11 protein-coding genes are annotated in these 13,951 nt (G+C 44.4%); 3 read left to right on the top strand and 8 right to left on the bottom strand.

Translation table 11 applies throughout. The annotated features are described in order from the left end of the window. Positions 1–100: 100 nt before the first annotated feature. Positions 101–877 carry a hypothetical protein gene (locus tag K339_RS0132105; RefSeq protein ID WP_028527254.1) on the bottom strand — a complete coding sequence of 259 codons (777 nt, stop codon included), beginning with the start codon at positions 875–877 and terminating at the stop codon, positions 101–103. Between the two features lie 146 nt (positions 878–1,023). Here K339_RS0132105 and K339_RS0132100 point away from each other — a divergent pair, with 146 nt between their 5' ends. Next, positions 1,024–1,866, top strand: coding sequence for a universal stress protein (locus K339_RS0132100; protein ID WP_169731928.1), 843 nt, complete (start codon positions 1,024–1,026; stop codon positions 1,864–1,866). Between the two features lie 87 nt (positions 1,867–1,953). Here K339_RS0132100 and K339_RS0132095 read toward each other — a convergent pair whose 3' ends face one another. From K339_RS0132095 to K339_RS0132080, 4 genes are read right to left on the bottom strand one after another with little or no spacing between them, the layout of a single operon-like run. Continuing rightward, positions 1,954–2,979, bottom strand: a complete 1,026-nt coding sequence (locus K339_RS0132095) for a hypothetical protein (RefSeq protein ID WP_028527252.1) — start codon at positions 2,977–2,979, stop codon at positions 1,954–1,956. A gap of 4 nt (positions 2,980–2,983) precedes the next feature. Then, on the bottom strand, positions 2,984–4,051 hold the full coding sequence (locus K339_RS0132090; protein ID WP_028527251.1) for a hypothetical protein: 1,068 nt from the start codon (positions 4,049–4,051) through the stop codon (positions 2,984–2,986). Positions 4,052–4,055: 4 nt separating this feature from the next. Continuing rightward, positions 4,056–5,882, bottom strand: a complete 1,827-nt coding sequence (locus K339_RS36470; RefSeq protein ID WP_157607856.1) for a M56 family metallopeptidase — start codon at positions 5,880–5,882, stop codon at positions 4,056–4,058. 46 nt (positions 5,883–5,928) lie between these two features. Beyond that, positions 5,929–6,297 carry a BlaI/MecI/CopY family transcriptional regulator gene (locus K339_RS0132080; protein ID WP_028527249.1) on the bottom strand — a complete coding sequence of 123 codons (369 nt, stop codon included), beginning with the start codon at positions 6,295–6,297 and terminating at the stop codon, positions 5,929–5,931. Between the two features lie 139 nt (positions 6,298–6,436). Between K339_RS0132080 and K339_RS0132075 the strand changes: the two genes are divergently transcribed. Next, positions 6,437–7,276, top strand: a complete 840-nt coding sequence (locus K339_RS0132075) for a dienelactone hydrolase family protein (protein ID WP_028527248.1) — start codon at positions 6,437–6,439, stop codon at positions 7,274–7,276. Positions 7,277–7,341: 65 nt separating this feature from the next. On the opposite strand, the gene K339_RS0132070 is transcribed toward K339_RS0132075, so the two are convergent. Genes K339_RS0132070 through K339_RS0132060 form a run of 3 tightly spaced genes read right to left on the bottom strand, consistent with a single transcriptional unit; the run spans position 7,342 to position 12,838 of the window. Further along, complete coding sequence (locus K339_RS0132070; RefSeq protein ID WP_028527247.1) at positions 7,342–10,452, bottom strand: efflux RND transporter permease subunit; 3,111 nt, start codon at positions 10,450–10,452, stop codon at positions 7,342–7,344. 3 nt (positions 10,453–10,455) lie between these two features. Continuing rightward, positions 10,456–11,538 carry an efflux RND transporter periplasmic adaptor subunit gene (locus K339_RS0132065; RefSeq protein WP_028527246.1) on the bottom strand — a complete coding sequence of 361 codons (1,083 nt, stop codon included), beginning with the start codon at positions 11,536–11,538 and terminating at the stop codon, positions 10,456–10,458. A gap of 19 nt (positions 11,539–11,557) precedes the next feature. Next, complete coding sequence (locus K339_RS0132060; protein ID WP_051398408.1) at positions 11,558–12,838, bottom strand: TolC family protein; 1,281 nt, start codon at positions 12,836–12,838, stop codon at positions 11,558–11,560. A gap of 340 nt (positions 12,839–13,178) precedes the next feature. Between K339_RS0132060 and sufC the strand changes: the two genes are divergently transcribed. Further along, positions 13,179–13,937, top strand: coding sequence for a Fe-S cluster assembly ATPase SufC (gene sufC / locus K339_RS0132055; RefSeq protein ID WP_028527244.1), 759 nt, complete (start codon positions 13,179–13,181; stop codon positions 13,935–13,937). Positions 13,938–13,951: the final 14 nt, after the last annotated feature.

The raw sequence follows: 13,951 nt of genomic DNA, 5'->3' as shown, positions 1-13,951 counted from the left end.
GGCTATTTGACGCCCTACAAACCACTGGGGAAAGAGTTGGTGGCAGTGGGCGTCAATTTTTCAACGGCAACGAAATCGGTTGAAAGCTGGGAGGTTGAAATTATTTTGTAGCGTATTGGCTCAAATCAGGGCGTTTGAAATCCGTAAATATACTTTCTGGAAGTTGGTCAAATACCATAATATCAGTTAGGTCGCGGTCGCCACGCTCACCCGAAAGTAAAATTTTTCCGTGTTTTTTGTAGTCAGTCCACGGGCGGACAAAACCAGGTTTCTCGGCGTCAAATTTGGGATAATACGCCCACTGCCACACCAAATGATTGCTTTTGTTGACCCAAAGTTTGTACTTATTATCGGGGGTGTTTCCTACATTTTTGAACGTCAATTGAATCACATCTGCTTCGGCGCCGTCCTGCGTTTTTTCTTCCCCGAGGTATTTTAAAGTAACGCCTGAGTCTTTGAGTTTGAAGGGCATCGTGAGCCAATACCCATCATTAATCCAAGCGCCTTTCCCTTGTTTTAAATACTTCGTCAATGAGTCAGGATGGGTTTGTTCTTGTCCATATTTGAAAACCCGCCCTTTGCCGTCGTTGATGTTTAATAAAATGGTTTGGTCATTATTTACGTTGTCCACCCGAACATTCCCAGTCCATTTGTCCCAAATCAATTTTCGGTTTCCGAAGAAGTTCCATGCAATAAAACGGGTTTTGTCCCAATTTTTCCGCCCGCCCATTGCGTCCATCGCTTTATCGGCAAGTTCAATGGCTTTGGGGTCAGAGCCTGCTTCGTCAAATCCAACCGCCGCAGGGTTTTTCTGGGCAAAAAGTGGACCTGCGAATAGAAGGCATACAAGCATACTGGTAGAAAAAAAATGCTTCATAAATGTGGTTTTTAGGGTTAAAATTCGCAAAAAGTAAGCATCTACTGCCCTAATTGATGTTAATCAGAAAGATAACTGATTTTTGTCATACATTTTTCAGTTTTATAGAGAGAATTTTACATCGTTCAATTCAACCACACACGACGATGAGAGCTATATTAGTTCCGATAGATTTTTCCGAAAATTCACAGCGAGCGTTGGAGTTTGCGCAGGAAATAGCCGAACGTTACGACGCAGGGATATCGTTGGTTCACGCTTTTCATCCGCCCGTTGTGGATCCCAACCTGCCTGCTGAAACGCTGGTAGCGCTGGCCGAACAAACCGAAAAACTCAACCAAGAAACACTCTTGAAGTGGGAAAGTGACTGTCGAGCAGATGGTTTTGCGTGCCAAAGTAAACTCATTTACGGCGCCGCTGCGGAAGTAGTTTTGGACGAAATTAAAGCCCAAAAGCCAATTTTAGTGGTGATGGGAAGAACAGGAAAAGGGGGTTGGTTGGATAAAATTATTGGGAGTGTAGCGGCTGGCGTAGCAGGAAAAGCAAGTTGCCCTGTGTTGGTTTTACCGCCCCAAACAGAGACTCGTACGATTCGGAAAATAGTGTATGCGACCGAACTCGAACGCCCCGAAGAAAATGCCCTTGGGTTTGCATTCAACCTAGCCGAGCACTTTAAAGCGGAATTGGATTTGGTAAAAGTAAGAGCACCTTTTGAGGTAGATGTCTTTGACGATGCGCAGTTTGTGCAGGATATTGCGGAGGTATTAGGCAATAAAAAGTACACCTTACAAGTGATAGAATCTGACTCGGTCGTAGGAGGATTACAGAAATACGCCGACGAACAACACGCGGACTTGATCGTGATGGCAACGCGCAAACGCGATTGGTTGTCAGGGATTATCAACCCGAGCGTGTCAAAAAAAATGGTACTTGCTACGCATATTCCAGTGCTGGTGTGCCACTTAGAATTGTCCGAATTAATTGACATTTAGATGCTGACAAAGCATTAAATATAATCTTGCGAGAATGGGTTGTTTATAGCACACCTAGGTTCGGTTTGAGCCTAGGTGTCTTTGTTTTTAGAAGTCGCCCGTGTAAAATGGACTAACAATATAATGGCTAGAGTCGCGCTGCAAGCGATTGGGGGCGCGTTCTATCCAAACTACATAGTCGGTTTGGCCTTTTAGTCGGTTGACAATACCTGAAAAATCTTCCTTCGCCTGACGTTTATGCGCATAGACCTTGGCTACTTGTCGAATATGCACTTTATGAAGTTCTTGGAGCGTCATTTCTTTGCCATCAACAAACAGGGTGACGTTGTCTTGGTATTTTGGATAGATGTCTAAGTATTTGTCGGGTCGGACATAGACCATCGTGCCCTGTCGTTTGAAGAAACTTGCTTCCAACAATTGATTCATGTTGCCCGACCAAGTTCTTTCCATTTTTTCGCGAGTTTCGGCGGGATTGGTTTGAACTCCTCTCACTTTATCTTTGAAAGAAATGTCGTATAAAGATTGTTTTAAGGTGCTGTTGTGGGTAAACAAACCTTCTTGCGTTAAGACCTGAGAAAGCACATTGGGGTAGTCAGACGGGGGAATGTTGGGATAACAACCCACTTCTGGGTCGTAACAAAAATCAAAAAAAGCCATTTTGTATCCTTCTGATGTCTCGTCTCTTCGTTTGATAATCTTCATGGTCTCGCTGCCATAGTCGCCCAAAATTACGTTTTTGATGTCTGAAATGCGCCCTTCCGCGTCACGTTCGATGCCTTGAAGTTCAAAAGCAACCCCGTGTTTTTTTAGTGCTTTGTGAATGGCAGCAATGTCTTTATCAGTGGCGTATGGGGTAATAACGCCATAAAGTTTTCCCTTTTTGGCGACCAAATAACGGGTTCCGAACTCGGAGGAGCTCAACGACGTACGTTGGGCGGGTGAGTAGGATTGCAAACACATTAAAATAACACCTATGGCCACCACAAACGAGGCATATCGCCAGCTGCTTCGCCACGTTGGGGTTCGATTCATCATCTTAATCCGACTTTTGAGCAGCGATTGATTGAAGTGGTTGGTAAACGTAAAATGTTCGGGGGAGGTGAAGGTTTTCATGGCTTTATAGGTGTTCGGTAAAAACCAAAATATAATGTTGCCTTAAGAGTTTATTTTCTTGCCAAGTTTCTTTAAAAATGGCCGAGTAAAAGTCTTTAATATGTATTTTTTCTACCTCCTCAAGTGTTGATGGATTACCATTTAATAAAATAATGTCGTTACGCCGTGGTTGGGCAATGTTGAGAAAATCGTTTTCTGTTAGATTGAGATATTTTGATTGTTTTACAAGGGAATTTTGAGGAGTTGGCTTGGCCAGTTTTAGTAAGGTTTCTTTTGTAATTGACGTGCTTCCTCCTGGGCCTAAACTCTCGCTAGTTTTTATTTCCAAATAGCTGATTCTGTTTTTTTGCTGTAGTGCCTGAGCTAATTGGTCGTCTTTTTGTGCTATAACCTTTAGTTCATCTGGCATTTTTTGACTATCAATTGTACCACAACTTTTTTTGGTTAAAGAAACATAGCCTCCATGTGAACTTACGGGTTTGTCGTAATTGTCAGGGATAAACGATTTATAACCACAACCATTCCCCTTTGCCGCAACTGAAATAATGAACGAATTAAGTGGATCTAACTGGAAGCCTGATACTTCAAAAGTTTGGTTATGTTTGACAAATTCTTTCTTCATATCTACCAAATCTTCCATTGTTGTTTTAGGGGTAATTAGCCAATAAAGCGCATCATTTTTATAAATGATATATTTTGTTGCCGAAATGTATTTTTGAGTATCGGTGTTGACAACAACTGGGTTTTGAAGAGCTGGTAATGATGCTGAGTCCAAAGAGGAGAGAACAGGAGCTTCAAAAATAAAATCATTGAAGATAGTTTCATTTTTTGCTTTTGGAGTCAGAACTGTCTCTAATTCAGGAACATTCTTAACGATTTGTGCTGCGACTTTTGCCCGATAAGGCTTCGTAAACGCCGCGCATACCCAAATTGAGGCAATAAACAGTCCATATTTACCAAAGGCTTTCCAGCTAGACTTGCGTTTGTTCATCATTTTAATGCGGTTTTTGAGCAGCGATTGGTTGAAGTGGTTGGTAAACGTAAAATGTTCGGGGGAGGTGAGGATTTTCATGGCTTTAGTGGTAAGTAAAGATTAAAATATGAGCTTTCTTATCTTTGAAGGCATCCTTGAAACGGGCTAAGTACAAATCTTGAAATGAGATTTTTTCAATTTCTTCAATGCTCGAAACTCTGCCATTCAAATACACTATGTTGCTGCGGTACTCTTCTCCAATCCTGATATAGTTGTCACTTGATAAATTGATTCTAGTAGAAGTTTTATTTTGGGATTTTAAATACTCCAAAGATGCTTTGGAATAATCACGATTACCTCCTCCTCCTACTTTTCTGTCTGTTTCGATAACAAGGTAGTCGAGGTGATGGGCGCGTAAATCCTCAAGAGATGCGCGGTAATCGTCCTCTGCCAGTTTTTTGAATTCGGGTAAAGAAGGCTCTAGTTCACTAATTCCCATCATTCCCTTTTTATTAATCGTCGCAAAACCTGAAATGGATTGACAAGGTACGAACAACTCTGCGTCCCCAATGGCCGAGGAGGTACTTCCTGAGCCTTTTTTCAGACATATCACGCCGATACGTTGGTTAAACAACCGTAGCGGATCAAGTTTAAATTCGGTAGTTTCAAATTCGAGCCCATATTTATTAAGCTCTTGCTGAATGGCATTTAGATCTGAAAGCTTTGATTTTGAAGTAACTAGCCAATAGACTGTACTATCTCTATAAATCAAGTATTTAGTAGAGGCGACAGGTTGTGAAGTAGAAACAAATTTGGGCTCAGTAGAGATGGAATGAGAGTCTAAAAGGGTGATAGGAGCGGGGCTTTTCCATTCAAAATCTCGTAAATTTTCTTTGGGAATGCTGGCTGAGACCTGCAAAACGGGTTGAAGCTCAGGCATCTTTTTTACAAGAGTCGCTTTTACTATTTCCCGATAAGGCTTCGTAAACGCCGCGCATACCCAAATCGAGGCAATAAACAGCCCATATTTTCCCACGGCTTTCCAGCTGGATTTGCGTTTGTTCATCATCTTAATCCGACTTTTTAGTAGCGCTTGGTTGAAGTGATTAGCGAAGGTTTGTTGGGAGGTGTTGAGGGTACTTCGTAACAAATGAAATTGATACGATTTCTTTTCAACACCCGTGTCAAGCACGGCGCGGTCGGTGATGTATTCGAGGGTTTCTTGCACCAATCGCTGGTGCCACCACGCAAAAGGATTGAACCAAAAAACACACTTTAGCAGTTCAGAACTGAGCATATCGAGGCTGTGGTACTGCTGGGCGTGGATGCACTCGTGCGTCCATACCTGTTCCCATTCGTCGGTGGTGTGTTGGTGAGGGTTGTAAAAAATCCAGTGAAAAAATGAAAAAGGGGCTGTAAGGGTTGGATTTTCTACCAATACTACGTTAAAATCGGTGGCATAAAGCGTGCTTTTTTGCTTGAGCCGCCAGAGGGAAGCCAATTGTACCAAAAATTTTGCCGCCAATATCCCCACACCTAGCCAATAGACCAACGCAATCCAAGAAAAGAGTGTCCACGTTTTTTGTGAGGATACCACAGTACTGACTGCCTTGGACAGGCTTTCTTCCTTCACTATTGTTGCAGCAGTGCGCGGTGACGACGCCTGAGTCGTTGCGAAGGGTTGTTTGGGCGCTTTTTCCTTGGTCCAAGAAGCCGCTTGGTTGACGATTTGAGCGGGCGTGTCGGGTACCCATTCCCAATCGGGGACGGGGACGATGGGCAGCACCAAGGTCGCGGCAACATTGAGCCACAACAACCATCGATTCACCTGCAAAAAAGTTTCGCGTTTGACGAGCCAAGCGTAGGCGCCCGTCAAAATAGCCATCACCAAACTGGCTTTCAGTAGATAGGAGAGGAGTTCGAAGTTCACGGTTTAGTCGAGGTTAAAGGATGAATAGTCAACGTGAAAGGGAGATTTAGGTATCGCTCCCTCCTTCAATCATGCGTAAAATTTCTCGTAGCTCATCGGCCGACACCTTGTCGTTCTGGGCAAAATACGAGACTAGGTTCTTGTACGAATTATCAAAATAATTGTCCACCAACTTGCTGATAACGAATTGGTTTTGGTAAGACTCTTTTGACACCAGCGGATAATATTCGTAGGTGTTTCCATAAGTTCGATGCCCGATGTAGCCTTTTTCTTCGAGATTTCGAATAATGGTTGACACGGTATTATAGTGCAATGGTGGGTTGGTGAAAAACGGCATAAGGTCTTTCACAAAAGCACGTTCTACTTTCCAAAGCGCGTGCATAATTTCTTCTTCTTTGTTTGTTAATTTTTCCATGTTACAAATGTAGTCCTATATTTGTAGTTTGCAAACTATTTTTGTAGGATTTTTTTAACGTGCTTTTTTAAACCATTTTTTGCAATTTTGGTTTGACAATATGTGTATCAACCTATATCACTGTTTAACTCATTCACCAATGAAAAAATTGATCCTCGTCGGGGCGATGTTCGCCATGCAGGCATTTATTCAACGCCCAGCGGAAACTCCCATTCCATTGTGTCAAACCTCGCACGACATGGCTGCGTGGGCGGCTGATGCCAATTTTATGGCGATGCACGATGCGCCCGAAGCATATCACTACGCGGGCAAAGGAGAAACCATTAAGTTTTCGACGCCTGATGGAAAAGATGCGTCAGGGTTTTTGATCAAAGCCCCTAAGAAATCAGATAAGTGGCTTTTTGTTTACCAAGAATGGTGGGGACTTAATGACCATATCAAGCACGAAGCCGAAACGTTTTACAACGATTTGGGCGACGTAAACGTATTGGCCTTGGATATGTACGACGGCCAAGTGGGTACAACGCCGCAAGAAGCTGGTAAAATCATGCAATCGGTACCGAAAGAGCGTTTGACGGCCATCATGCAAGGAGCCTTGGCGCACGTTGGTAAAAAAGCCAAAATTGCGAGTGTAGGTTGGTGCTTCGGCGGTATGTTGTCGTTGCAGTCGGCATTGTTGGAAGGAAAGCAAGCGGTGGGCTGTGTGATGTATTACGGTCGTCCAGAGCAGGATGTTGAAAAACTTAAAACGTTGAATGTGGACGTATTGGGTGTTTTTGGAAAACAAGATAAGGCTCCTTCGCCTGAAATGGTAGAGCAGTTTGAGCAAAATATGAAAGCTGCGGGCAAACAAGTAACCGTGAAAATGTACGATGCAGTACACGGTTTTGCCAACCCAAGCAATCCTAAGCACGATGCAACGGCTACGGCTGATGCTTACAAGCACTCAATTGAGTATTTGAAGAAGAAGTTTAGCTAATAAATAAGCAAACACACCTATAAGGTTTCAAAAACCTTATAGGTGTAAGAATACGAAACTTACTATTATTTCAATAATTGTTTACGCTTTTCGCGGCTGCTGTAAATCCATTCATAGACCGTAGGAAGGATGAGCAGTGATAATAAGGTAGCCGTGATAAGCCCTCCGATGACCACAATTGCCAATGGCTTTTGCGTCTCAGAGCCAATCCCCGTCGATATAGCGGCAGGTAACAAACCAAGCGACGCCATTAAAGCCGTCATTACAATGGGGCGGAGCATGGCTTTCGAACCATCTTTAATCGCCTCAATTAGTGGCATTCCTGCTTTCAGATTTTTGTGGTAATTGTTGATAAGAATAACCCCGTTTTGGGTCGCAATCCCAAACAGGGCGATAAAGCCTACCCCCGCCGAGATACTAAAGTTGACTCCCGTCAGCAACAGTGCGGCAATTCCCCCAATGAGGGCAAAAGGCACGTTGAGCAGCACCAAAATAGAGTCGAGGGCGTTACCAAAGGAAACAAACAAGATAAAGAAAATCAGGATTAAGCTGATGGGTACCACCAAGGCCAAGCGGTTTTGGGCGCGTTGTTGGTTTTCAAACTCCCCATTCCACTTCATTTCGTAGCCTTTTGGCAATTTTACAGCGGCGTTTACTTTCTTTTGGGCTTCGGCAATGGTGCTACCTAAGTCGCGACCACGTACCGAAAACTTCACGGCGATAAAACGGGCGTTGTCTTCGCGGTAGATAAACGCGGGCCCCGACACGTTTTCAATGCTTGCAATTTGTTTCAAAGGTATTTTGCCACCGTTGAGGGTAGGTACTTGGAGCTGACCAATTTGCTCAATCGACGAGCGGAACGGCTGGTCGTAGCGGAGACGCAAGTCAAATTTCTTTTCACCTTCATAGACTTGACTCACGGCCTTCCCGCCAATGGCCATTTCAATGACGGCATTGGCGTCGGCAGCATCAATGCCATACTGGGCCATTTTATCAGGATTGAGCGTAATGCGAAGTTCGGGTTGTCCCAAGTTACGAAACACGCCCAGATCTTCTACTCCCTGTACTTTTTTGAGGACATTGAAAACTTGCGTAATTTTCTTGTCTAATATATTAAGGTCATCCCCCTGCACTTTTACGGCAATAGAGCCTTTTACCCCCGAAACTGCCTCGGCGACGTTGTCCGAAATAGGTTGTGAAAATCCGAAGTCCACTCCTTTGAAGCCTGCCAATTTCGCCTGCATCTCGGCCACCAATTGGTCTTTGGTGATATCGCGTTTCCATTCGTCAGCAGGGTACAAATCCACAAAAAACTCTTGGTTGAAAAAGCCCGTGGGGTCAGTACCGTCGTTGGGGCGACCTGTCTGACTGATTACTCCCCGTACTTCTGGGAATTGCTCAAACACCTGACGAAACTTACGCGTATAGTGGTAGCTATCTTCGAGGCTGATACTAAGGGGCATACTCGCACGAACGTAAATGGAGCCTTCGTTGAGCTGGGGTAAAAACTCCGAACCTACAAAATGAAACGCGCCAAGAGCCAAACCAAGTGCCGTTACTCCTGCCACCATAGCACGTTTGGGGTGACTCATAACGGCATCAAGTAGAGGCGCATACGCTTTGTTGAGTCCTTTAATCACAGGGTTGTGGCGTTCACGAACGTTTTTATTCAACAAAATACTACTCAATACAGGCACAAACGTAAGAGCCAATAACAACGCTCCCAACAAGGCAAAGCCAATCGTAAATGCCAAGGGACTGAACAGCTTCCCTTCTACTTTTTGGAACGAAAAAATAGGCAGCAAAGCGGTGATAATGATGAGCTTAGACGTAAAAATAGATTTTCCCATTTCTACCGCTGTTTTGAGGATTCGGCTGAGTTTGGCGCGTTTGTTAAAGCGCTCCATTCCCTCTTTTTCCGCCCAATGCGCCAGCATTACAAACAGTCCTTCGACCATCACCACGGCTCCGTCGATGATAATCCCGAAGTCAATCGCGCCAATGGAAAGTAGGTTGGCCGTCATACCTTTGACCCGCATCAAAATAAAGGCGAACAACAACGCCAACGGAATGATGAGGGCTACCGTAACCGTTGTACGCCAATCGGCCAAGAATATCAACAAGATGACCGTCACCAGCGTAATCCCCAAGGCTACGTTTTCGCCTACGGTGTGCATGGTGTGGTTGTTGAGTTCGGTACGGTCGTAAAAAACCTTGATTTTAACGTCTTGCGGCAATACCGTTGAGTTGAGGTAAGCTACTTTTTCTTTCAATTTGGGTAACACCTCGCCTGGGTTTTCACCTTTCCGCATCAACACAATTCCCTCGACGACGTCGTCGTGAAAATCGCGGCCAACGATGCCTAGCTGAGGAAGGTTAGAGGGACGAACGGTACTGATGTTTGAAATCCGAACGGGAACACCGTTGATGTTTTTGACGATGATTTTTTCGATGTCAGGTACGTCTTTTACGATTCCAATCCCACGCACTACAAAGGCTTGCTGACCTTCTCGTACGATGTCACCTCCTACGTTTACGTTGGCGCGTTGGAGCGCACCATAGACGTCGAGTGCGGTGAGGTTGTATTTGGTGAGCAAATTGGGGTTAACACTTACTTCAAAAGTGCGAACCCGTCCACCAAAACTCACTACGTCAGCTACGCCTTGAACGGCTTTGATGTTTTTCTGAATCACCCAATCTTGGATGGTTTTAAGCTCAGTCACCGATTTGGTCGGCGACGTAAGCGTGTAGCGGTAAATCTCGCCCGTAGGGCCTGCTGGAGGCTGAATTTCGGCATTTACACCTTCTGGAAGGTCAACGTTAGACAATTTCTGACTCGCTTCCATGCGGGCGTTGAAGTTGTCAACACCGTCTTCAAAGATGATTTTGATAAACGACAACCCAAACAAATTGACGCTACGAATCGCGGTACGGCGGCTGATGGAGTTCATTTCGGTTTCAATCGGAATCGAAATGAAACGTTCTACTTCTTCGGCACTCCGACCAGGCCATTGAGAGATAATGACCACTTCGGTATTGGTAACGTCGGGATAGGCTTCAACGGGGGTATTGTAAAAACTTACGGCCCCTGCGATCACTACCAACAAGGTGACAAAAAAGACGATTCCCTTGTTTTTGAGTGAAAAGCCAATGATATTTTTGATGAATTTATTCATGACTTAGTCGGTTAATTCATTGAATAACAAGAGCGCACCTTCAGTCACGACTTGGTCGCCGTCGCGGAGATTGGCTTTGATATAGCTGTATTTGGAAGTACTTTTAATGACTTCTACGGGAACCGATTGGTAATTTCCTTTGCCTTTATCGAGAATGACGAAGTAGCGATCTTCGCTAAAAATGACCGATTTAGGGTTGACCGCCAACAATTTTTCGGGCTTTTCGATGTGAAGTTTTACCGTACAAAACATATCGGGCTTGAGCAAGCCCCCTGGGTTCTGAAGCACTACGCGCGCTTGCAATACTTTGCTATCGTTGTCGATGACCTGACTGATGTTGTCGATGCGGCCTTGGAACACGCGGTCGGGATAGGCAAGGGTGTTGATGTTGACTTCTTGTCCTATTTTAACGGCTTGAATGTCAGACTCATAAATATTGATAAGCACCCATACGTCTGAAAGGTTTGAAATCGTAAACAAGCTGTTTCCGTTGTCGGGGCGGATTTGCATATTGGGGTTAATGTTCCGCTCTACGATGTAGCCACTTACGGGTGCCGAAACGGTAAAAATAGGCTGGCTATTGGCCGAAGTTCCGCCGTACATTTTTAGCACTTGGCTAGAACGTTCGAGTTCTGACGACGCGATTTCAAGCTGTTTGCGGGCGTTCACCAAATCGTTTTCAGACGAAAATTTGGTTTTATACAACTGCTCTACGTTGTCAGCGTTGCGTTTGGCGATGTCATAGTTCGATTTGGCCGTGTTGTAATCCTTTACAAATTGGCTAACATCGGCGCTTTGGAGTTTGGCCAACACTTGTCCTTTTTTGACAAAAGCTCCTAGTTCGGCATTGACATCCAGTACATTACCGCTAACCATCGGATAGACGCGGTCCACTTGTTTTTGGTCAAACGATACTTGACCCGTAAACTGCAACTCCTGTTCGTAGTTACGGAGTTGAACGGTATCGGTGCGAAACGCCGAACCCATATCTTTGGTCTTGGGCTCTTCGTTTTTTTGTTCGCTTTGGCACGAGACGAGAACGATAGCGGGTAGGCAGAGTACCCACAATAGTAACTTGGTTTTCATTGGATGGCAGAATTGAGAGTTAAAACACCTTCGCGTTGGTGACGTAGTTAAGTTGTTGTTGGGCTTGATACAGGCGATTGGCGCTGTCGATGAGCGTCATTTGGGCATCTTTATAAGCCCTGATTTTATCAATAAAACTCACCAAATCAATCACCCGACGGGTATAATCTTCGGTGGCATTTTTAGAAATATCTTGGATACTTTGGAGATACTCGGGCGTTATTTTGGCCTGTAACTGAGTTGCTTGCGTATATTGTTGGTAAGCATTTACGACTTCTTGTTCCACTTGAATCCCCACCGCATTGCGTCCTTCTTTTGCTTGGTCAATTCCCCAGCGGGCAGCCTGAATATTTCCTTGGTTTTTGTTCCGAATGGGTAAGTCTATCAAAGCTTGTACTCCCAAGTAGTGCGGAAAAGCAGCACCTACCCGTTGATAATCAGCACCCAACGTAAGGTTAGGAGTGGCAAGTGCCTTTTGGTAGGTAAGGTTTTGTTGATTATAGCTAATTTGTTGGTCGGCCAAACGCAAATCGGGGCGTAAAGTAAGGGCTTGGCTGACCAAATCGTTCAACGACCCCGCAGTTTTAGGGGTAGAAACTTCATTGACGGGAGTAATATACGTTGTACCGTTGATGGATAGCAAAGTGCGCAACGTCGCTTCGTCTTGGCTGATTTGGGCGTTTAAGTCAGTGAGGTCGCTTTCCCAATTTTTCTGTTCCAATTCAAGACGTGTTACTTCGTAAGGAGCAATGACACCGAGTTTTAGTTGCGCCCGAAACGCTTCCAACAACGATGCTAGTTGCTTGCCTTGCAATTGGAGCATGGTTAGTTTTTGTTGGTTGGTAGCCAAATTCCCGAATGCCTGTGCCAACTGAAAACGAACGTTTCGCATAAGGTCTTGAAAAGCAGATTGCTGTAGCGCCACGTTGGTTTCGGCCAACTGAACGAGTTTACTTCTGAGTTTTACCAAACTGACAATTTGCTGCACCTGAACATTGACGACACCGCCCGTTGGGTTGTACAAATCAGCATTATGACCATAAGGAAGCAGTTTGTTGCTGTACCCGTTGTAGAGGTTAGTTTCTACAAATAAGTTGGGATTGTACCAGAGTTTGGCTTGTTCTTTGGCAGCTTCGGCTACGTTGACGTTGTATTTTTGAGCCAACAAAACAAAGTTTTTTTGGATAAACTGTTGCTCCGCTTGGGGCAAAGAAAGCCGCAACGAGTCGGATTGGGCGTGAACGGGGCGTGCGCTTAAAGTCACCATCGTGATGGCAAAAAGCAATGGAACAATACGCATAGCTAGATAAAATGTAAATGAAAAATAGAGCGGTTAGGCTGTTAATAAGTTGACGATACAAATGTCGGAGGGTGTTATTAAAGGAGTTTAAAAGTTAGATTAAAACGCAGTTAAATAGCACTTAGGAAGCGCTATCCTTTCGAGATACGAGTGTTAATATTTAAACTAAATCTTCCCCCTTTTAACGTTTGAAACTTTTTATGGGTTAGTCCAACTTTTCCTTCATTAGAATTGTTACTCAAACACAAGGGTTTATGGACTCTTTGTTGTAATTTTGCAGACTTTTTCGGATGTATTACGAGAATCATTCTCGTCCTTACCTAGATAACAAACACTTATTATGCTTACAATCACGGATTTACAAGCGTCGGTTGACGACAAGGCGATTTTGAAAGGAATCAATTTGGAAATCAAAGCTGGCGAAGTCCATGCGATAATGGGGCCAAACGGCTCTGGTAAAAGTACCTTAGCTTCGGTTTTGGCGGGGCGGGAAGAATATGAAGTAACAGGCGGTAGCGTTGATTTTGACGGAGAAGATTTGCTCGAAATGTCGCCCGAAGAAAGAGCGGCCGCGGGTATTTTCTTGGCCTTCCAATATCCTGTAGAAATTCCAGGGGTAACGACTATCAACTTCCTGAAAACGGCCCTCAACGAAATCCGCAAATCGCGCGGAGAAGAGTCATTGGATGCAGCGCAGTTCTTGAAATTGATGCGTGAAAAAGCCAAATTAGTAAACATCGACGACTCATTGTTGAAACGTTCGTTGAACGAAGGTTTCTCAGGTGGTGAGAAAAAACGCAATGAGATTTTCCAAATGGCGATGTTGGAGCCAAAATTAGCGATTTTGGATGAGACCGATTCAGGATTGGACATCGACGCGCTTCGTATCGTGGCCGAAGGTGTAAACAAGTTGCGCTCGCCAGAAAACGCAGTAATCGTAGTGACGCACTACCAGCGTTTGCTCGACTACATTGTGCCTGATTATGTACACGTGTTGTACAAAGGCCGTATCGTAAAATCAGGACCAAAAGAATTGGCGCTTGAGTTAGAAGAAAAAGGATACGACTGGATTAAGGCAGAAGTAGCGGCAACGATGTAGCCTTAAAATTTAAA

The organism is Runella limosa DSM 17973 (genome assembly GCF_000482465.1).
GTDB lineage: Bacteria > Bacteroidota > Bacteroidia > Cytophagales > Spirosomataceae > Runella > Runella limosa.
The sequence above is the reverse complement of the archived record's forward strand: the minus strand, read 5'-3'. Positions and strand labels throughout refer to the sequence as shown.

Bases quoted from the DNA above. Each gene is read 5' to 3' on its own strand.
- K339_RS0132105 (WP_028527254.1), bottom strand. From the start codon at position 877: ATGAAGCATTTTTTTTCTACCAGTATGCTTGTATGCCTTCTATTCGCA.
- K339_RS0132090 (WP_028527251.1), bottom strand. From the start codon at position 4,051: ATGAAAATCCTCACCTCCCCCGAACATTTTACGTTTACCAACCACTTC.
- K339_RS0132075 (WP_028527248.1), top strand. From the start codon at position 6,437: ATGAAAAAATTGATCCTCGTCGGGGCGATGTTCGCCATGCAGGCATTT.
- K339_RS0132095 (WP_028527252.1), bottom strand. From the start codon at position 2,979: ATGAAAACCTTCACCTCCCCCGAACATTTTACGTTTACCAACCACTTC.
- sufC (WP_028527244.1), top strand. From the start codon at position 13,179: ATGCTTACAATCACGGATTTACAAGCGTCGGTTGACGACAAGGCGATT.
- K339_RS0132100 (WP_169731928.1), top strand. From the start codon at position 1,024: ATGAGAGCTATATTAGTTCCGATAGATTTTTCCGAAAATTCACAGCGA.
- K339_RS0132065 (WP_028527246.1), bottom strand. From the start codon at position 11,538: ATGAAAACCAAGTTACTATTGTGGGTACTCTGCCTACCCGCTATCGTT.
- K339_RS0132080 (WP_028527249.1), bottom strand. From the start codon at position 6,297: ATGGAAAAATTAACAAACAAAGAAGAAGAAATTATGCACGCGCTTTGG.
- K339_RS0132070 (WP_028527247.1), bottom strand. From the start codon at position 10,452: ATGAATAAATTCATCAAAAATATCATTGGCTTTTCACTCAAAAACAAG.
- K339_RS0132060 (WP_051398408.1), bottom strand. From the start codon at position 12,838: ATGCGTATTGTTCCATTGCTTTTTGCCATCACGATGGTGACTTTAAGC.